This is a genomic window from Aureispira sp. CCB-E (genome assembly GCF_031326345.1).
Lineage (GTDB): Bacteria > Bacteroidota > Bacteroidia > Chitinophagales > Saprospiraceae > Aureispira.
The window spans coordinates 1653140-1675063 of the sequence record NZ_CP133671.1 but is presented as its reverse complement, the minus strand read 5'-3'; the positions used below and the strand labels follow the sequence as shown (position 1 = coordinate 1675063).

Annotated in this window: 15 protein-coding genes; 10 read left to right on the top strand and 5 right to left on the bottom strand. The window is 35.4% G+C overall.

The genetic code is table 11. The features are described 5' to 3' along the window. Positions 1–7 precede the first annotated feature (7 nt). The 3 genes from QP953_RS06450 to QP953_RS06440 all read left to right on the top strand — a co-directional run bounded on the left by QP953_RS06450 (position 8) and on the right by QP953_RS06440 (position 2623). On the top strand, positions 8–541 hold the full coding sequence (locus tag QP953_RS06450) for a hypothetical protein (protein WP_309554351.1): 534 nt from the start codon (positions 8–10) through the stop codon (positions 539–541). Next, on the top strand, positions 531–1055 hold the full coding sequence (locus QP953_RS06445; RefSeq protein ID WP_309554350.1) for a hypothetical protein: 525 nt from the start codon (positions 531–533) through the stop codon (positions 1053–1055). The genes QP953_RS06450 and QP953_RS06445 overlap by 11 nt, the downstream gene beginning before the upstream one ends. Before the next feature lie 167 nt (positions 1056–1222). After that, a complete protein-coding gene (locus QP953_RS06440) occupies positions 1223–2623 on the top strand; it encodes an RtcB family protein (RefSeq protein WP_309554348.1) in 1401 nt (466 codons plus the stop codon). Between the two features lie 15 nt (positions 2624–2638). Here QP953_RS06440 and QP953_RS06435 read toward each other — a convergent pair whose 3' ends face one another. From QP953_RS06435 to hemW, 3 genes are all read right to left on the bottom strand, one after another. Continuing rightward, a complete protein-coding gene (locus QP953_RS06435) occupies positions 2639–4294 on the bottom strand; it encodes a WG repeat-containing protein (protein WP_052592203.1) in 1656 nt (551 codons plus the stop codon). Beyond that, positions 4275–5789: a hypothetical protein gene (locus QP953_RS06430; RefSeq protein WP_309554346.1), complete on the bottom strand. Its 1515-nt coding sequence runs from the start codon at positions 5787–5789 to the stop codon at positions 4275–4277. Before QP953_RS06430 ends, QP953_RS06435 begins: the two co-directional genes overlap by 20 nt. Positions 5790–6752: 963 nt before the next feature. Next, positions 6753–7877, bottom strand: a complete 1125-nt coding sequence (gene hemW, locus QP953_RS06425; RefSeq protein ID WP_309554344.1) for a radical SAM family heme chaperone HemW — start codon at positions 7875–7877, stop codon at positions 6753–6755. Between the two features lie 511 nt (positions 7878–8388). Here hemW and QP953_RS06420 point away from each other — a divergent pair. The 5 genes from QP953_RS06420 (at position 8389) to QP953_RS06400 (ending at position 15467) form a co-directional block, all read left to right on the top strand. Continuing rightward, positions 8389–9327, top strand: a complete 939-nt coding sequence (locus tag QP953_RS06420) for a T9SS type A sorting domain-containing protein (protein ID WP_309554343.1) — start codon at positions 8389–8391, stop codon at positions 9325–9327. Between the two features lie 444 nt (positions 9328–9771). Continuing rightward, positions 9772–11085 carry a cellulase family glycosylhydrolase gene (locus QP953_RS06415; RefSeq protein WP_052592196.1) on the top strand — a complete coding sequence of 438 codons (1314 nt, stop codon included), beginning with the start codon at positions 9772–9774 and terminating at the stop codon, positions 11083–11085. Positions 11086–11288: 203 nt separating this feature from the next. After that, positions 11289–12926 carry an alanine/glycine:cation symporter family protein gene (locus QP953_RS06410; RefSeq protein WP_309554341.1) on the top strand — a complete coding sequence of 546 codons (1638 nt, stop codon included), beginning with the start codon at positions 11289–11291 and terminating at the stop codon, positions 12924–12926. 1053 nt (positions 12927–13979) lie between these two features. Then, entirely contained in the window at positions 13980–14477 is a 498-nt protein-coding gene (locus QP953_RS06405; protein ID WP_052592193.1) for a dihydrofolate reductase, read from the top strand. Positions 14478–14480: 3 nt separating this feature from the next. Continuing rightward, complete coding sequence (locus QP953_RS06400; protein WP_309554340.1) at positions 14481–15467, top strand: ion transporter; 987 nt, start codon at positions 14481–14483, stop codon at positions 15465–15467. A 217-nt stretch (positions 15468–15684) separates the two neighbouring features. On the opposite strand, the gene QP953_RS06395 is transcribed toward QP953_RS06400, so the two are convergent. Next, a complete protein-coding gene (locus QP953_RS06395; protein WP_309554338.1) occupies positions 15685–17031 on the bottom strand; it encodes a transposase in 1347 nt (448 codons plus the stop codon). 160 nt (positions 17032–17191) lie between these two features. Further along, positions 17192–19657 (bottom strand): DNRLRE domain-containing protein, encoded by a 2466-nt coding sequence (locus QP953_RS06390; RefSeq protein ID WP_309554337.1) that lies wholly within the window; start codon positions 19655–19657, stop codon positions 17192–17194. A gap of 408 nt (positions 19658–20065) precedes the next feature. On the opposite strand from QP953_RS06390, the gene QP953_RS06385 reads away from it, so the two are divergent. Together QP953_RS06385 and QP953_RS06380 are read left to right on the top strand one after the other, a co-directional pair. Then, a complete protein-coding gene (locus tag QP953_RS06385; RefSeq protein ID WP_052596684.1) occupies positions 20066–20659 on the top strand; it encodes a TetR/AcrR family transcriptional regulator in 594 nt (197 codons plus the stop codon). 354 nt (positions 20660–21013) lie between these two features. Then, positions 21014–21766 (top strand): SDR family oxidoreductase, encoded by a 753-nt coding sequence (locus tag QP953_RS06380; RefSeq protein ID WP_052596682.1) that lies wholly within the window; start codon positions 21014–21016, stop codon positions 21764–21766. Positions 21767–21924: the final 158 nt, after the last annotated feature.

Here is a 21924-nt window from a genome sequence, read left to right as displayed (position 1 = left end):
TGTATTTATGAGCACAGAGAATTGGCAACCACATACTATTATTACTCTATCGTATCGCCCACTTGCGGATACATTTCCAACTTATATAACAATTATCGGGTTTGGAATGTACGTAATTTATTTTCTGGTAACGTTTTATTTAGGTCTAATAGACCCTACTACTGTTTTGGATACAATAATTTGGGTAGGCACCTACATCACACCCTATATTTTGCACTTTTGGCTAACCTGTGCATTTTTTCTTTTTATCGGTCTTTTTATCAAAGATTACATCATAGGGTATCGGCAAATTAAATTAGAACTCCATCAAATTACCTTTTATCCCAAGCAAAAACGCAAACCACTCAATGTGATAAGGTGGGAGTTTCCGATACAAAAAATCTTTTTTTCTAAAGAACATAAGGTGCCTTATTTGGACAATGTCAACCAAGTATTAATACTCCCTGCTTATATGTATACGAACGCCATCCTCCAATTTTATAATATTCCTTATAATAAGAAACAACCAACCAACACATCCAAACTCAAGCATGAAGACTAGACACTGGAATTCAGACATCGAAACATATCAGGACGATAGTTCTTTTAGTATCGTCTGTGCCAACAAACACACGGGTTGGTTTCTGACATTGGGCTATTTTTTATTAACCGTAACTTGGATTGCACTTTATTTTGGTCTTAAATTGATTTCGTTGGAATATTTTGTTCATGCTTCTATATTTTTCATTATTATATTATACAGTTTTTTACTCAAAACAATACTTAGTGTCCCCATCGGAACAGACTGTTTTTTATCTCTAACCGACCAAGAACTTACTTATAAATTTTATCACCTAGGCTATACCCAAATTACACATCCCATAAGGGCCATTAATAAAGTTCGTTTATCTACTAACAATGATTTTTTGGTCTTTCATCTGTACAATAATCGAGTAACTGAACCTGTCCCAATTACTATTGAATTCCCCAAAGAAGCTGCTCGAATATTAGTAGAAGTCCACACTTTTCTAGAACAACAAGGTCTGCATCTCTCTCCGCCTATTGCCAATCCTTAAAATAAATTGACTTTTTGGAACTTAGTACAGCAAGATAGAGTTTAGATAATCAATGCAAAACGTACACTTCTATTTTAAAACCATTCTATCTTATATAAAGATAGTTATGGCATTTATAGTGTGGTAGTTGTTTCAACCAACACGATATTGTCAAGGAATTACAGGTTATGAAAAAAGAAAAACTTAGAGGAAAAGATTTAGTAGCTATAGGTTACCAAGATACTGCTATTAGAAGTTTGGCAATGTTACTTGTTGGCAAAGGTTATAAGCATACTTCCAAAAAAGAAAAATTGGAGTTGCTTCAACAAGTCGCACAGCAACCCAAGGATTATACGCAACATACTGTCTTAGGACCTGTAGCCATCAAGCTATTGGACGAACAAGCAAAAGTCGAAAACTATGCTTTTTCTGATAAGCCTTTTACTATTTATGGTGCTAATGGAATCGACGAGAGTGCCAAAGAGCAAATGAAACAAGCCATGAGCCTTCCTATTACAGCCGATGGTGCTTTAATGCCAGATGCGCATTATGGTTATGGATTGCCTATTGGTGGCGTTTTGGCTACTAAAGATGCTATTATTCCTTACGGAGTTGGGGTTGATATTGGTTGTCGAATGTGTTTGAGTATCTTTGATGCTCAAGGGAGTTATATCAAGGACAATACCTCTCAGTTAAAAAGAATCATTCAAGACAATTCTAGATTTGGTAAAACTACGTTTGATGACAACAAGAGAAACGATGCTATTTTTGATCGATCTGAATTTAAAGAAATCGGTTTGTTGCGTTCTTTAATTGACAAAGCTTATCAACAAATTGGTTCTTCTGGTGGGGGCAATCATTTTGTGGAATTTGGTTGGGTTGAAATTAAGGAAGCGAATAATGACTTGAATTTGCCAATTGGCAACTATCTAGCCTTGTTGAGCCATTCAGGTTCAAGAGGTTTGGGTGCTAAAATAGCCAATACTTATACCAATATTGCTATGAAAAAACGCAATTTGCCTAAGTCTACGGCTCATTTATCATGGTTGCATATGAATGAACATGAAGGACAAGAGTATTGGATTGCCATGAATCTGGCTGGTGACTATGCTTCTGCATGCCACCATCATATTCATCGTCGCATCCAAAAGGCATTAGGTATCAAACAATTGCATCAAATTGAAAACCATCATAACTTTGCCTGGAAGGAACAACTAGCAGATGGCTCTGCGGTTTTTGTACATCGAAAAGGAGCTACCCCCGCACACAAAGGCGCTTGGGGTATTATTCCTGGTTCTATGACTGCTCCTGCTTTTATTGTTCGAGGGTTAGGCAATCCGCAATCCATCAACTCTGCTTCTCATGGTGCTGGTCGCGCTTTTTCTAGACGAAAAGCCAAAGAGTCCTTCACTAAAAAAATGCTCCGAGAAGTTTTAAAAAGCAACCAAGTAGAATTAATTGGTGCGGGATTAGATGAAGCCCCTTTCGCTTACAAAGACATTCATACAGTCATGCAAGCACAACAAGAACTAGTAGATATTGTTGCTCCATTTTATCCTAAAATCGTTCGCATGGATTCAGGAAAATAAAACATAACATCATTTTTAGAATTTTGATACATGTCTTTGCGCTGTTCTAGTTTTTTCTATTCCTATTGTTGCAAAATAATCTCCAACCAAAGAAGGCAACTCTTTGCCTTCGTACCAATATTTCACCTGATTATTTGCTGTTATACATTCGATTATACCATTTGGTAGGATCTGTATCTTTTCATATTCAAAACCTAAAATCTCATTTCCTTTAGCGTCCATACATCCCCACTTATCGCCCTTCAGCAAAGCCATGTACCCTTTATCGTTTATACTAAACCCAACCCCATTGTATATCGGTTCGGATAGTTTTTTCCCATGCTTATCAAGCAAAAAGAACTTAGCATTCTCTTGAAGTCCCAAACAGCTCGTTGATGCCAGTATGGGGTTAGAAACGTGATACTCTTTAGGGATAAAATGATAATAATAAGGAGCAGAACTTAAAGCAGGTCGTAAAATTCCCTCTTGGTTGTCAATCTTAGCGGTATAGTTATAAACCAATGCATAGACTTTTTCTTCTTGGAATGCTTGAACTGCTTCCAATAAGGGAGGGAACGCCCAATCATACGAAACTAAATCTAGTAAACCAACCTTTGAACGATATCCTCCCCATCTATTATCACTATTGGCATTAACGGACAGTAAACCATTTGGCACCACGAATAGACTATCAGGAATCTTAGCGGCTTTCATTTCATTTTCCATAAAACCATAATGATCAACAACAAAAGAATCGTTGATAATAAATCCCCATTCCCCATCTTTCAATCCAAAGTAAGTATTATTTATAGTTTGAATAGAATCATAGATTGGCAGAATCCATTTTGTTCCATTAGCAGATAGCCCTCCCCACTTGTTATTGATCTTTATTAAGGTATTATTATCTGCCAGTTGTTTAAAGTCCAAATCTCCTTTATTGGTCAAAATAGTATCTCCCTCACGATTCATTAATTTAGTTACTCCTCCTTCTGTCTCAAAAACAAATAAATTTTCGTTCAAAATCAATAAATCTCTCCCTTTGAATTCAGAAAAAACACTGTCTTTTTTCATCAACTGATAACGACCTCCATGAAGTACCATGTAAGTAGCTGTATCTAATGTCCAAACCTTATCATACTTTGTTGGCAGTACTTGTTCATTTTGAAAGTTGACAACGCCCCATTTGCCATTGGATTGCACCCCCACTCCATTTTCCAAAACATCTAAACTGTCATAAATACAAGGAAGCATTGTCGCCCCCCAAAAAGACAATGTTCCCCATTTGCCCCCTTTTTGACAAGGGATTGTATTTTTCTTTTCTAACAAAATAGCATCATAGTCAAACAATAAATCCCCTCCCAAAGTGCCTACTGCCCACTTCCCCTCTTTTTGGCACTTAACTAAGGTAATTGGCAACTCCAAACCTTGAGTCGGGTGTTTTTCTTCTGTAATCAAAACCTCCATGGCACTATACACTGGTTCAAGAACGACCACTTTAGAAGAAGCGTTTGCCAAACCATACTTATCATCTTTTTTAAAAATGAAAATATCTTGTACCTGCTTGATTGATTCAAAACCTGTATAGATTGGCATTGAGACCTTCTCTTTTTTATTTTTGCACCCCAATAGAATACAACAAAAAAGTAAAAGCCCCAAACGCCCTATTTTTTGATTACTTTTTAAAACAGTCATCTATTGTCTTTTCGATTTTACTAGAATGTATAATTTGTGTATTATTTGATTTAATACAATCCCTAATTTCAGCCGTTGTCATAAAAATACCGCCATACTTTTTGTACAAACCTTTCTTAATTTCGCTAACAACTTTTATAGATTTACCTTCTCTAAAATCTCTCATCTGAGCATCAAATATTTTGTCAACAGAATCTTCTATTCTATTTAATTGCATTTCTTTCTCTGCTCGGACTGCATCATTCAGCGCCTTTTTAAGAATGTTTAAAGAAATCAATGTAAAGGCAGAAAATGGAGCCATTCCGCTATATAATAGCGTTCCAGCCAAACCTAAATTAAGCATATCACCAAAGCTAGAACTACCATTACTGTTCAAATAAGCTTTAGCTTTTCTATTAAAGTACTTTCTCCCATGTGAAATCCATTCATCATTGTATAACTTTTCAATTACTTCTTTCACATCTTTATCCCAATCCAACTTTTTTACGAGATCAGCTACAATAGCCACATTTACATTTACCTTACTAGAAGAGGTCAAGGAAGGAATGTCAAAATAGATGACATCCTTATCATCAACTCCTTGCACTTCCAATAAATAAAAGACGCCTTCTATTGGTCCCTCGGTAGAATGATTCAAGAGATTTGTATCGCTTTTTAATGCCAAATAAGAAGCTGAAGCAATTTCATTTTTAGAATTTCCCTTTTCGACAATACTAATTGTTTTGACCTCAAATTCTGCATTGACTTTAAAATCGTAATGATTTTTGGATGAGGGAGCGGGAGCATTAAGGTTGGCAACCGTAATAGTTAAGAACTTGCCTTCTGTAATTTGTCCAAAATCAGTCTTAGTCAACAACTTATCATCATAAGAAAGCCCTTTCACAACGACCTTATAAGTATCCGATGGATTTGATCGATCCAATTTAAAATTGACAGACTTTCCCTTTAACAAGTTGAGGTTATCCATCCGTTTCACCTCTTTATTAGAAGAAGAAATAATGGTCAAAGAATGTACTTCTTTCATATACACATTCATATCCAAATGAACTTCTTCGTATTTTTTAGATAAGTTTTCGGCTCTAATTCTCAAAACTACTTGCGTTCCTGCTTTTTTCACAAAAGACTTTTTCCCAAGCATTTTAAAATGATTGTTGTGAATTGTAACGCTATATTCCCCTGAGGAGGCATTGTTTAGTAATAATATTCTTGAATATATGCCTTTTTTAAATTCTACTTCATCACAGGGATGCTGATGATAACCTGTCGATTCTGGTCCTGAAATAGAAAATGTTAATCCTTCTTCATAAGCTGGAATTGTAACTTCTACAAATTGCCGATCAAATTTTTGCTTTTTTTGATGTTTGGTCAATGTTTTTATCAAGCTCTGAATGACATCAAAATAATCTTTCTGCTGTTGGGTGTAATTTGCTTTTTTCTGAAATTCTTTGATGTAGGTTTGGCATTCTACTACAAAAGCTTCTAATTCTTTTTTCATGTATTACGTTGTTTTAGTACTTCGTGGTTTATCTTCTAATACTCTATTACAATAGTTCGTTGAAACCACGCAGTCGCAGCGCAGCTAACTAAAAGCGAACCGAGCGCAGCGAACTCACGACTATAGGGAGTAACAAAGCGCTCGCAAAGTAGTCAACGAACTACTACTATTATTAATACAGTAATCATGAACAGGCAGCTTTATCTATTCATTCCACCAACCATTGCATTTATCAGAATTGGTAGTAAGTAATCCTTCAGAAAAAATTATATCAGCTACAGAGCTTGTCCTTTTTTCTCTTCGATCAGCTGATTAACGCTAAAAAATAAGGCTATTCTTTAGCTATGCTTTTTCTGTTTACTTATTTTAAAATATCATTTGCTTAATGAGCTGCACTGCTTGTAAGACCAATCTTAAATAAGGGAATATTTAGATTAAGGCATCTTAGGTTCATGAGCACTTTACTTGTAACTTGTTCTATCCATCTATGGATGTAATCAAGCCATTTTTAGTGAGTTTTAAATTTTGACGAAGTAAATTACTAAAGGGTTAATAGAAATCCTTCTCAACAAAATGGTTTGGAATACCCCCAATTTATTACATTGAGTTAGACGTTCTAGTAAATAAACAAAAAAAACATTAGAAATAAAAGTATTTTTTCCATATTTCTGTTAATTCAATGCATTACTACGTAGTATCATCGGAGTATTATCCAATGAATATTCGCATATTATAAAACATCTAATAAATAGTTTGAAACTTGTTTGGAGCAGCAGACACAAAATGTATACTTTTATCTATATAAAAGTTTTGGTTGCTAAGTAAGTGGGCAGAAAAAAATATAGTCAAAAATGTAATTCTTTTTGCCTATAAATTTTTATGAACGATTACTTATTATTGTCTATTTTAACAAAAAAAGATCTCTCCCACTCTTGGCATCAAAACAAGGACAGCATCACATACTTAATCCAAAAACAAGTCAGCAATAATCGAATCTGAGACAATCTTTCCTTTGGCAGTTAAGGTATAAACCTCACCTCGTTTTGTCATTAATCCTTGGCGCACAAAAATCATTGCTTCTTTCTCAAACCAAGTTCTTGTATTGCCTCCCCATCCCTCCAAATGACGAGCAGACACCCCCCATTTTGTTCTTAGAGCTGTCATAATATACTCATTGAACTGATTTTCTGCTGTCAACACTTCGGTTTCCCAGTAAGTGGTATCATTTTTTAATGCATTAATATATTGTGCATTATTAGCAATATTCCAACGTCGAGTCCTGCCATTAAATGAATGAGCGGCAGGACCAATGCCTAAGTAATGTTTTCCTGTCCAATAATTTGAATTATGTTTTGCATATTTATTGGGCAAGCAGAAGTTAGAAATTTCGTATTGTTCATATCCATTCCTTTCCATTTCACTTAGTAAAATTTCAAATTGTTCTGCCGTATGATCGTCATCTATATTGGCAGCCTTTCCTGTTTTTACAAAATGTGCTAAGGCAGTTTTAGGTTCTACCGTCAATGCATAACAAGAAATATGAGGGATTGATAGCTCAAAAGCCTTGTTTAAATTTGCTTTCCATCGCTCATGACTAGTCGTTGGAGTGCCATAAATTAGATCGATTGTCAAGTTATCAAAACCTGCATCTTGAGCTGCCTGAATACAAGTATAGGCATGGCTTGCATTGTGCGCCCGATTCATAAACGCCAAATCTTCGTCAAAAAAAGATTGTATGCCAATGCTAAAACGATTAATCGGGGTTTTGATTAATGCATTCAGATAAGCAGGTGTCAAGTCATCTGGATTGGCTTCCAAAGTAAGCTCTAAATCATCCTTTAGGGTGTAGTTTTTGGTAATAACATCCCACATTTCAGAAATTTCGGCGGCCGATAACAGAGAAGGGGTCCCCCCTCCCCAGTAAACTGTTTCGACCGTTTGACCTGCCAATTCTTCTTTTCGCACTTTTAATTCTTTATGGATAGCTTCTAACAAGATATCTTTTTGCTTTAAAGAAGTCGAGAAGTGAAAATTGCAATAGTGACATGCTTGCTTGCAAAATGGAATATGAATATAAATACCTGCCAAGAGTGTTGCTGTTCTAGTTAAAAATTAATTGCAAAGATAGCTTTTTTTGTGCAAAGCGTCTTTTTGTTTTTTTCCAAAAACTTCTCCACTAGGTGTAACTTTTTTATAATTCTCGTATTAATCAATACAAACAATCGAATTTACAACTGTCTATCAGAACTTTAAATAAGATTGCAATTATTAAACACACCAAAATACATAGCATTTGCATCTAACCATATAGTAACCTTAATACCCAACCCTAAAATCATTGAAAACGAACCCTACCCTTCTTTTCTTCGATATTAGAATATAATATATCCTATTCATTAGTAGTTCGTTGATTAGTTCGCTACGCTCATGAGGGCGCAAGCTTAGTTTTTTACTTTTTTACCAAAAAGATAAAAAAGCACATTTATATTAGCTTGATAATCAAAATTTTAACATAAAACACAACAAAGATATAACTTGTTAATTATCAAACTAATAAAGTTTTTCAACGAACTATTGATTCATCTAAACCACCATTATTATGAAAAAGCATTTACTTTTTTCTCTGAGCAGTTTTTTATTTTTACTACTTGCCCTCAACACGAATGCTCAACAAGTTTCACAAGCTCCAACTCTAGAAGCTAACCGAACAGACAACAAGCCTACTTACGAACAGTTCAACGACCAATGCATACTTGACAAAATAGAATATCAAAAAGATCGTACCATTTTTCACTTCCGCTACAAAGCAGGTCCTTACTCTTCCATTTGGCTATATTCTCCAGAGGGCGCTCACCCTTGGTTTTTAAAAGACAAAATCAATAACAAAGAATATGACCTTATCGGTGTCTATAACGTTCGCCGAAACAATCGATTAAAATATAAAGAAGTACAAGAAGGCTCTGTACATATCACTGCAGATACAAAAAAAGAAAAAACGTACTTTGAATGTGAAGTGCATTTTGAGCGTTTGCCTGAAAGTGTTTCTGAGGTCGATTTAATTGAAGGTAGAGGTATGGAAACCGCTTGGAATCATTTCAATTGTTTTGACATTCAAATCAATCCTTTAAAAGAACAAAAAGAAGCACCTGTTGTTGCACCTCTATTGGTTACAGAACTTTCTTTACCCGTTGAAGCTATTTCTGATGCTATCGAAAAAATAGAACCAGCAATTGTTGCGCTCCAAAACGAAACAACAGAAAAACCAGCAAAAAAGGCGACCAAAACATTAGTAGAAGTTGTTGAAAGTTCTGATTGGTCTGTTTTTCCTACCCCTGCAACCGATATCTTAAACATTCAACAAACAGAAGCGCAAGAAGCACAGTTGACTCTATTTAATATAAATGGGCAAGTAATTTGGACTGGACGTATGCAAGGTACTTCCAAAACCATTGATGTTAGCGAATTGAGTACAGGTGCTTATTTTTTACAGCACACTGTTGCTGGCACAACCACAGCTCAAAAAGTATTGATCAAATAAGTTCACCTAATTTAGGCAACTGCTGACTATTATAAAAAATATTCTACCCTACTAAACCTCCCATACCCTCATTTTCAACCCACTCTTAACCTATGATAAGCCTATTTAGCTATGCTAAATGGGCTTTTTTTATGCCGCTCTTTTTCTCTCTCCCTATCTTAACAACTGTTAAATTCCCCTATTGCTCTTTTTTTTGGTATAATTGCTGTTTTGGTAACAAACAGGTTCACGAATGAATCGGAGGGTACAACTATCTATAAATAGCTTTGCAAGCTACAAAGGATGCTTATTTATATACCTTTCATTCGCTACACCATCTAATCTTATAAATTACAAAATAAACTTCTTAAATTGTTATTATAAAATTCATCCTCTAATTTTGGCTGGTCTTTAGTGATCAATTGGCTGAATTATCGACTAGGATTAAAAATATCAAATAACTATATGAAACAATTATCAATTATTCTAATGGCTGCTTTTTTTTCATCGTTCTTTCCAAAATCGGAAGCGAATATCCCTCTTGCCAATCCCACCCCTCCTAAAGGATTTGTATCTGTAGATGGAACAGAATTCAAAATAGATGGTAAGCCTTATCGTTTTATTGGAACTAATTTTTGGTACGGGATGCACTTAGGTGTTCCTTCCAAAAGAGAACGCTTGATCAAAGAATTGGATAAATTGCAAGAAATTGGTTGCAATAATCTGCGTATTATGGTTGGTTCGGAAGGTCCTGGAGAAGAAAAATATCGTGTTCAACCTCCTTTAATGATCAAACCTTTTGAATACAACGAAGATATTCTTGAAGGCTTGGATTTTCTGTTAGCAGAAATGGAAAAACGTAATATTTATGGTGTTCTTGTCTTGGGCAATTTCTGGCATTGGTCGGGTGGATTTGCACAGTATTTATCATGGTTAGACAATTCCCCCATTCCATATCCTTCTTTAGACGGAGGCGTTTCTTGGGGTATTTATATGGATTATACTTTCCGTTTTTATTCCAATACACGTGCTAAAAATTGGTTTAAGGCTCACGTCAAAAAAATCGTAGAACGTACCAACACCGTGACGGGCAAACCTTATAAGGATGACCCAACAATAATGGCTTGGCAATTGGCCAATGAACCTAAATGTGGTGTCAAAATTAGTGCTTATAGAAACTGGATTCGTCAAACGACAAAGTTCATTCGCAAAATGGATCCCAATCATTTGATTTCGACAGGAAGCGAAGGCATCATGTCAGAATCTTTATTTGGAAACCGTCGCAAAAACTTCATCAAAAACCATTCTATGGGAATTGATTATTTAACAGCGCATATTTGGATACAAAACTGGGGGTGGTATGATCCTCACAAGGTTCCTACTTTAGAAACTGCTCAAAAGAAAGCCATTGCTTATTTAGATAAGCATATAGAAATTGCCAAAGAAATGAATATGCCTGTGGTTTTGGAAGAATTTGGAATTGCTAGAGATGCAGAGAGTTATGATGCTAGTTCTACGGTTCAACAACGAGATTCTTATTTTAAGTTTATGTTTGAGTATTTAGAAAAAAACATCAATGAAGGTAGTCCTTATCAAGGAATTAATTTCTGGGCTTGGGGAGGAGAAGGTCGCCCTCGTGTACCTAGGTCTGTTTATGAAGCTGGAGACGATTTAATTGGGGACCCACCTCATGAATATCAAGGTTGGTATTCTGTTTACAATACGGATACAACGACCCACGAACTAATCAAGAGTTTTAACGATAAGTTTCAACTATAATTATTAGACAAACGCTTTCTTGGATTAAGAAAGCGTTTGTTGTTTTAGGTGCCTATAGGGTGCCTTTAAGCGTTCTAAAACCTTAAGGGCAATGTACATACCTACAGTCTCTTTTGGAGATTCCCTTACATTTTTAGTATATTGTGCAATAACATTACAATAATACTAAATTAATAATGCTAAAAAAAACAGACATCATACCAATGAAATCAAAGATTAGCTTCATAAAACAACGATTCATTCTATCCCTTCTTGCTATCCTAACTCCTATCCTCGCATTTTGCCAAGAACCCGCCACTAAAGGTATTGATCAACAAATCGATGAGGCATTTACGCCTTTCTCTAACCTTGTACAGAGTATCATTTTCTTCTCTATTCCTCTAGGCAATAACGTAGGAATTCCAATCGTTTTAATCGTTCTAATCCTTGGTGCTTTGTTTTTTACAATCTACTTTGGTTTTCCTAATATCAAACATTTGCCTCTAGCCATTCGAACAGTTCGTGGCGATTATTATAACCCTGATGCTACTACAGAAGTAATTGTCCCTAATGATAATGTTCGACAAGATATTATTGATGATATGCCCGATACCATTCGAGATGAAAGTGCAGATGGTGAAGTAACGCCTTTTCAAGCTTTAACAGCAGCACTTTCGGCAACCGTAGGACTAGGTAATATTGCTAGTGTAGCTGTTGCATTGAGTGTTGGCGGACCTGGAGCTACCTTTTGGATGATCTTGGCAGGTATCTTAGGGATGTCTTCTAAATTTGCAGAATGTACATTAGGGGTCAAATACAGAGAAATTGATCAAGACGGAACGGTACATGGGGGACCAATGTATTACTTGAAGAAAGGTTTAGAAGAAAAAGGGCTAGGTGCTTTGGGTAAAGTATTTGCTGTTTTCTTTGCCATTATGTGTATTGGTGGTTCTTTTGGTGGTGGAAATATGTTCCAAGCCAATCAAGCTGCTATTCAGTTTTTAAATGTTATTTATGGAGATGCTTCGGCTATTCCTATGAGTGCTAAAACAATTTTTGGATTGATTGTCGCCTTTTTGGTGGGTATTGTAATTATTGGAGGAATCAAAAGAATAGGTCAAGTAACCGAAAAGGTCGTTCCTTTTATGGCTGTATTGTATGTTGGCGCAGCTCTTATTGTGCTATTTATGAATATTGGCTTAATTCCTACTGCTTTTGGATTGATCTTAGAAGGTGCTTTTGCTCCCACTGCTATTGCCGGAGGTATTATTGGAGTTTTGATTCAAGGCTTTCAACGTGCAGCATTCTCTAACGAAGCAGGAGTTGGTTCTGCCGCTATTGCTCACTCTGCTGTTCGTACATCTCATCCAGCATCAGAAGGCATGGTTGCTCTATTAGAGCCGTTTATTGATACTGTTATTATTTGTACAATGACTGCTTTAGTATTAATTATTACCAATATTGAAGGACAGTTTATGGTTTATGGTCAAAAAGCGGATGGCGTTAGTGCCACTTCTGCTGCGTTCTCATCTTCATTGCCTGGTGCCGAGTACATACTAACCGTTGCGGTTGTATTATTTGCATTTTCAACGATGCTATCTTGGTCTTATTACGGACTACAAGCATGGAAGTTTTTATTTGGGAAAAGCAAAAGAGCTGATATTATTTATAAATTACTATTCTGTACTTTTGTTGTTATTGGTGCCGCTGCTAGTTTAGACTCTGTTATTGGTTTTTCAGATGCCATGATTTTTGCTATGGTATTCCCTAATGTTATTGGACTATTAATTTTGGCTCCTGTTGTAAAAGAAGAAGTTGCTAAATATGTTGCATACACCAAAACCTACCAAAAACCAGATTAATACTATAAATTAAATTAGATAGAAACTATAAAAAGGCGGCCTGATAATATCAGGTCGCCTAATTTTTTGCTTCTCACTTACACCAACACCCCCTTGAAAAGTTGTTGCTAAAATTTAGGCTCTACTAAAAGTGGATTACTTCTTAAAGATACTTTACCTTAACAACATCCATCACTATAGAGTCGTAATATTCCTCTCTAAATTTTGTCCCCTCTTCCAAATTTTACTTAATGAGTTTTGGTAAGCAACTTCACTCTTGTAAAAAAGTATCTGCTCAATAAGTCCTTTTTTAGAATCGAGTTTGTAGAAACACGTTAGCCTTTTTTATTCTTCTAAGAAACTCTTTTTCTTTATTGCTGTATCCCAGTACTTATTTTCTATCCTGCTTTCTATAGCTTTTTCACTCAGCTTTGCCTTTAACATCCGTACGCTATGTTAACTAAGTAAAAGTACAGAAAAACTTGTTTATACTTCTAAGCATTGCTGACAACCATAATTCAATTTCATTTCTTTTTTGTGTTACAACAATTTTTTAAATTGGCTTTTACTTCAATATATTAAAGGTGTTTTTTATTGTATAAATAAGCATAATTTGGGGTAGTTAACTACCATTTACTAGAAGCAAGCAACGTTCACCAAAAAGTGAGATGAGTGTTGCTCTTATTAGTTAATACTGTTTATCAAAAAAAGTTATCAGTTTCAAAAAATCTTAATCGTCATCTACTGATTAAATATAAGTGCTAATTAATTCTAATAGAATGTATTGGCTTTTACTATAGAATAACCAATTAGCAAGCCACTATTTTAAAAGTCCTTATTTATAGAATTAATTTACTTCAAAGGAGAGTTGGCTAACAAGCAAAGTTTCCTTATTATTGACAAACAAGCTTATATATTTTTTATTGTTACCAACAAAAACAAAAAAAAACCGTTTATAAAATACTGTTTACCAAAAAGCTATTGCATCAAACAAAAGAAAATATCATTTATAGTACGTGGTTATGTATTTAGCAGTAGTTTACAAAACGTTCTACAACAAAAGGGATTAAATCTATGAGAGTATCAACTATTGTAGGAATGGGCAACAATCGAGAAATCGGTCGAGGAAATGATATTCCTTGGTACCTTCCTGCCGACCTTAAATACTTTAAAAAAGTAACGACAGGGCATCCTATTATTATGGGACGAAAGTGCTTTGAATCAATCGGGAAGCCACTCCCCAATAGAACCAATATTATTGTCAGTCGCAATCCTGAATTTTATATTGAGGGTTGTATTCTAGTGCATTCCATTGGTGCTGCTTTGGCGGTAGCACAAGAACGGGAAGCAGAGGAAGCTTTTATCATTGGTGGAGGAGAAATTTACCGTAGAGGTCTGCCTTTATCAACAAAACTTTATTTAACGGAAATTGACATTGAAGTAGAAGATGCCGATGTTTTTTTCCCTGAAATCAATGACCAACATTGGAAAGAAATCAGTAGCATAAGCCATCCTAAAGATGCTAAAAATCCCTATGATTACACCTTCCGTGTATTAGAACGCAAAGAATAAAAAATGATGTTGCCACGCTTTCAAAATATCAAAAGTCCTTTAAATTGGCTGTCAGTTATGACCGACTTGCTGATGTTGGGTCTAACTGTATTTGATTTAGCGTGGTTGATGTTTGACGCTTTGTATAATACCAATATGGTCAAAAAAATAGTAGACCCTATTCTACCTTTTTATGAATCTATTCATGAAGATTTTTACTTTTATGATGGTATCATTGTCAGCATTTTTATTGTCGAATTTTCTATTCGTTGGCTAATAGCCATACAACAAAAAGTCTATGCTAAGTGGTTCTTTTATCCATTCATTCATTGGTATGATGTCTTAGGTTGTTTCCCGACCAGTTCCTTCCGTATTTTGCGTTTATTTAGAATTATTGGCTTGACATATCGTCTACATCGTTGGCAAGTCATCGACTTGAATAATTATGCGCTGTTTACAACATTGACCTATTATTATAATATTGCTATTGAAGAAATATCAGATCGAGTCGTTATTAAGGTACTTAGTCAAACGAAAAGCGAAATCAATCGAGGACAACCGCTCAATGAAGCTATTTTGAGCGAAGTACTGCAACCCCGCCAAAAAGAAATTGCGGAACTCATTGGGCAAACACTACAAGAAGGAATTCGTACAAAGTATCCTCAATATCAAAAACTATTAGAAAAATATGTGGTCAAGACGGTTGAAAATACGGTTATCAACAATCCCGAAGTACAACAAATCAAACGAATACCCATCGTTGGTGCTCAAATACAAGAAACGTTAAATACAGCAACCAGCCAAATTGTTTTTGGTGTTGTTGATCAATTAATTACGGACCTAAGTGCTGTTGATAACCAGCCTATGATTGCTTTGGTAACAGAAAGTATCTTAGAAGTTTTTTTACAACCGCAAGCTAATAAAAGTACCGAATTGACCAACGAGCTTATTTTGGAAGTGATTGATTTAATTGTCAAACGAGTAAAAGTAAAACAGTGGAAAGCCTTGTAATTCATTGTTTGTGACCAACTAGCTATAAAGACAAAAGACATACGAGCACTTTGTATCAATAGCACGCAAGTATATTACGATTATTGGGATAAGAATAATACAGGTCTGCAACGCATTGGTATTCGCTCTATTGTTGCAGATATTCGTTTTTGGAAAAGGCAAAAAGGGCAATTGCTCAAAGGGCTGGTAGAAGTCGGTACGATCTTATAAACATGAGTCATCCCGAATTTTGTAATAGAGCAAAGAGAGAAAAAATACAAACGGAGATGGCAGCTCTAAGACGGTAAATCGGTATGGAAGTATTTCTATACCGATTTCCTGTTCGATGTCCCCAGTTTCGGAGGAAAAGGTTGACCCAAGTTCTCCAATTTCGAAGTAGAGTTAAAAGAAAATCATAAACCAAAGCAACGATAGCTAATAACTTAAGCTTGTTTTCCCAAAACCACAATCTAGGAGATTCCATTGCTAACTCTGTTTTACAGAAACGAAAAGATTGCTCAATTTCCCAGCGATGCATATAGCTATTCGCCATTTCCCAAGCAGTTCTGGCATTTGTAATGATTACAGAAGTCAGAAAATAAATAGGAGGAGTCTGTCTTTTTTTGTCTCTAAGAATAACTAAATATAAGGGAATATCGGGTAACTCTGGATGAAAGACTTCTCCCCATGCTATAGTTGCAGAACGTTGCTCTTTTCGTTCCTTGTCATAAATTAATCTAGGTTTTTTTCCTTTAAATGAACGGGCTAATAAATGTGTTTTCTTCTTTCCTTTTTTCGTAGCGATAAGTAGATGATTTTTCTTCCAACGGATCAGAAAATCTTGTTGGAAATGTAACATATGCTCTACTGTCCAGATATTTGCATATCCTCTATCCAAAACATGTAGAACTCCTGTATTTAATTCCTTTTTTAATCGTTTTAGCATACGAAAAATGATATTAGTAGCGAGTTCTTTATGCTTGCCTCTTGTTGTCCACCAAGTCATTTGACAAACACTTGGCACTCCTCCTAGGCAAGACAACATCGTAGCTGTCCACTTATAGCCAGGGACACATATTCTGCTACTTGGTGGTCGGTAAAAACCGCGTTTAATTTTTGTTAATCGCTTGCCTTTACTACTCCAGACACTACACAATCCTTCACTCCACCAACTTTCTGGCTTTTCTAAACGAGAATCATCCCATAACAACAAAGGGCGTTTTCCTTCTTTTTGCAAGCTGGCAATACGCTCTTTTGTCTTCTCAAACAAATAGTCTTTTATTAACTTGTGTTCCCATTTTTTGCTCCTTAACAAGTTGCTTATTCGCTTTGTCCCTGCTGGTGCCTTCCGAAATCCACAAATGTACCCGCCTAACTCACTTAAAAGTAAACCGCTACTCTTGTTTCTTAATATTAGTATGGAAATGAATAGATTATAAAATGCTCTAACCAAACGGCTATCTATTTGCTCATCTAGTTTTATCAGTAATCCTTCTAAGTATTTAGAACTTTTTTTCAAAAGAAAATTGTCGGCACCATTTATTTTTCCTTTTTCTATTTTATCTTGTAAGTATGTTTTATACATAAAAAAACTCTTGTCGTTTTGGAATTGTCGTTAATCCCAAATTTACGCAAGAGTTTTTATTTTTTTTGTCATCTCATAAATTCGGGATGACTCATGTTTAAGTTCCTAGCTATTAGACATTATCACGAATTAATTTGTATGGCTAAAAAATAGCATTAGTTTATTCTATAATTAATTTCCCACTTCCCAACAAAGATTGATTGGCTGTAGCTCGATACAAATAAACTCCTGATGGTAAATTGCTACGCTTAATTTCGAAATTATGATCTAGTGTCTGAACAACTTGAACACGTACACCTAAGGCATTAAAAAGCTCAAAATTAATCGGTTCTTTTCCTTCGTATCCTTGTACATAAACCACCGCACTTCTTCCAAACGGATTCGGATAAATATTGATATTAATAGTCTCCTTTTCTATTTCTTCTGTATTTACAGTTAAAATATGATTCATATCTCCGATTGTCAAAAAGGTATTGTTCGTCAAAACAGGAGCATTGTAATCAAAGTAGATCGAAGCACTATTGTTAATAACGGTTCCTATTGGCAAATTAGGCAATTGCTTGATTTTAAACTTAACAAATCCATGCGATAGAGGCTCATTGACATTGCTATCAGGGAGCATAATATTGTTGAATGAAAATTTAAGTGCTCGACCATTTTCTATGCTAAAACTGTATGAATGACTAGAGGCACCAATTTGTATCGAACTAAGATCCAAATAAGGCGATAAAGTATCTTTGATCACAATGTTCAGAGCCGTATCATTTCCCGTATTTTGAAAGCGGATTTTATAGTCCAACATAATATTTTGGTCGACATAATGCTGTGCTCCTACCCCTGCTGGGATGACTCGTTTGTCATTGGGATCATAAGAAGAGCGAACTTCTGCACACTCCACAGCAATATCAGCAGGAGCATCATTTTCAGGCAAGGTCAATCCTAAATTGAAAGCAGCACTATTATTTCCACAATTATCTACGACCGCATTGGGGTGGCTATTTCCTGGATGACCAGGACGTTGATCTGCCTCTAAGCGAATGGTATTGCCTGTAGTTGGCCAACAAATAACTGTAGAAGCTCCACCTGCCAATTGAAAGGTTCCTGTATGAACCAAGACATTATTATCATAAATACGATAAGTAGACGTCCCTTGCATATTACCATTCGATGCACTCCCCGTATTCGTGATGGTAAAACAAGCAGCAGTATCGCCTTGACAAGTTCCCACAACCATCACCGAGGAACGATCCCAAACAGTAGAGTCACCTGGCAATTCGCTACAAGGATAATCTGGATATATCTCTGCTGTCACACATTCTATATCGCCAAAATTTGCATCACAACTGATTTGTGTCAATACATAAAAACTACCGCAAGCTCCTGGCGCTAAATTTCCGACAGGAAAACTCCACTGGCTAGAAGAATTGACCGTATAAGTAGCATCAGAACTTAAAGGAGTTAAACCATTACTAAAGTTAACTTCAACATAAGCATTATTGGCAACGACATTACCATGATTACAATAATGTACAATAAAATTTTCGGTATGGCATTTTCTCAAAAAATTAGAAGCAACATCTACGGTCAACAATGGGCAATAATACGCCGCATCATAAGCAAAATCTGCAATGCCTGTACTCCCTCCACTAACTGTGACAGATTGTGTATTATTAGCTGGGCAACCTGCATACCAAAGATTGGTATTTGGATTAAATACATTAACGGTATACGTCCCATCTAGTACATTGGCTCTATAAAAACCATTTACATCTGTAGACGTATAAATTGGACCTGGTAGTATTTCAACAACCCAATTCTCTAAGGGCAAATCATTCGTTCCCATCACACAATCTCCATTCAAGTCATCAAAAATATTCCCTTCTATAATGTTGTCGCAGTTTCCTGAACAGTTGAGTGTTAATACTAATTCTGGACGAACAGCAGGATTAGAATGATCACTAGACCGAAACCATACTGATTTGTAGTGATTGGTTTCATCTTGTTGTTTGAGTAACATTCCATGATTTTGAGCTGGATTTGCCAACCAAAAATTCACCATATCAGTAATATCAAAACTATAATCATTGTACGGTTGACTATTGTTGCCTTCAAAAATATAGTCTGTTCCTAGATTCGTCGACGCATAAGTAGGTTGGTTTAACCAATTAACAGTATGCTCTTGCCAGCTCTGCGTAATTCTATGCAAATAAATATCATTTGGCAAACAGGGATGAATGGTTGAGTTTTGACCACAATGGTATGCGTTGGGGTTGTCGTTTCCATTGTGCATAATTAAGGTAGCATTGGTGACCGTACATCCCGCTGGAAGAGATGATAAATCAAACTCTAACAAAGAACGAATTGCTGCATGCGTTCCCCACCAAGTCCAAGCTTTGGAACGCAAATTACTGGTTGTTCCGCCATTGACTGTTTCGCACCAATTGGTACTCACTGCGTAAGATGAGGAACAACTTAAGCTATTGACTTCGGCATCTTTTCCTTGTATACCATCTGGTTGCAAAGTAATGGTGCATTGCGCATTGGTTGTGGCAGACCACAAAAAAGAACAGCAGAGGAGTAAAAAATAAATTACTTGCTGTGTAAGATGTAAATAGGTTTGGTTCATTTTTATCATTTTAAGAGTCAACAATAATGTAATCGTCAAATTTTCACCAAAAGTGAAGTAGATATGAGGTATCTTTTTAATATAACGATAACTAATAGAAATTTGTGAACACTATTCCATCAATAGTTCACTAAAAATCATCATAATACACGCTTAATTATTTAAACTATTTCATTGCTCTACCAAGTAATGATCCTGTAATATCTTCTTCTAAGGAGATTTGCCAAATAAGCTTATATTGATAACATAAAAGAATAGCTTGGGAAGCTAATAAGAAGGTACTTTTTTATTTTTTTGCAAAAAAAGTTATCATCTTTGAAACCTTTCTAAAAAACAAACGTTAAGGTCAATGTAATTTCATTTAAACCGAACGGTCTAATTTGGTTTTCAAATATTTCATTCTATAAAATGGGTTATAAGTATAACAAAGAAGATATCATTGCATTAGGTTCTGAACTCATACGAAAGAGTGGGTATCATAATGTTGGTATCAATGAAATACTTAAAACTTGTGCCATTCCTAAAGGTTCGTTCTATAATTTTTTTAGTAGTAAAGAAGATTTTGTAGAGCAAAGTATCAAACTATATGGCTTCAAAAGCGTAGAATTAATTCGTTCTTTTTTGAATAGCAAAGAACCTTCTCCTATTCAACGGTTGCGTAACTTCTACGAATATATTCTTGATATCAATCACAAAGAGGGTTGTAATGCTGGTTGTTTGATTAATAACCTATCTATTGAATTAGCGGGTATTAATACACATATTGGCAAAATAATAGACCAACACTTTCAAGAAGTTGTTGAAGAAATTGCTCTTTGTGTCAAAGAAGGACAAGATCTTGGTGAGATTACCACCAAATTTTCTGCTTCTTATATCGCTGAATATATCCATGCGGGAATTGGAGGCGCTTTTTCTAGAATGAAAGCACAAAATAATCGAACCTATTTAGACAAATGGTATCAAATGACTTTTGAGTTTATTGCAGCTAAAGCGCATGCATAGATTCTGTCAAAATAACAAATAAGTATTGTTGATTAGTTTTTTTGACGAACTGCTAACGCTAATATGCACCTTAAGTAATTCTTATTGTTAACTTAATCATCTACTCCTACTTTAGTTTTTCTATCCAAAAAGGAGCATTTTGTATTTAATTCACTTCTCAATAGTTCGTTGAAACCACGCAGTAGCAGCATAGCTAACTACTATTCTATATACTGCAAGGTAATTGAATGCAATCTTATCGTAGATTATTAACAGTCATAAAAGATTTACTTATTTTTTTTACAATTTCAAATTAAACAGACTGGTCTAATTTTCCAGTTTTATAATTATTAAAATTAAAACACAATTAAAACAATGAAAAAATTAGAAAACAAGGTAGCCGTTATTACAGGGGGTAATTCAGGAATTGGTTTTGCTACTGTACAACATTTCTTGGAGGAAGGAGCAAAAGTAGTGTTCTCTGGTAGACGCCAAGAAGCCTTGGACGAAGCTTCTGCTCAACTCAGTGGAGACTTTAAAGCTGTTCTAGCCAATCAAGCGAGTCTAGCCGATAACAAACGATTGATAGAAGAGGCAGTTAATACTTATGGCAAAATAGATGTTATTTTTGTCAATGCAGGAGTTGCTCAATTTGCACCTGCGGATCAAATTTCTGAAGAACTCTTTGACACCACCTTCGACATTAATATAAAAGGACCTGCTTTCTTATTAAAAGAAGCCATCCCTCACTTAAATGATGGTGCAAGTGTTATTTTCAATACCTCAATTGTTCATCAAAAAGGATTTGAAGGAGCTGGTATTTACAGTGCTACCAAAGGTGCTTTGCGTGCTTATGCTCGTGTATTAACCACAGAACTAGCGCCTAGAAAAATTCGTGTCAATAGCATCGCCCCTGGTCCTATCGGAACACCTATCTATGACAAAATGGAAGGGATGACACCTAAAGATGTTGAAGAAATGGGTGCTGGTTTTGCTGCTAGTGTACCTCTTAAACGTTTTGGTGAATCCAATGAAATTGCAAGTGCTGCTGTTTTCTTGGCTAGTAATGATGCTAGTTTTATTAATGGCATCGAGCTATCTATTGATGGTGGTTTAAGTCAGATATAAAGATAAATAAAAATAGACTTGGTGATTTTTTTTAGAAGATGCTCTCCTGTAGAAAGGGAGGGCATTTTTGTTTTAAGCTACCATAATAGCAATGTTAATGATTCTAGCAAAAAAACTTTTTTAAAAGAACAAATCCAGTACATTTCTTTTCGAAACAT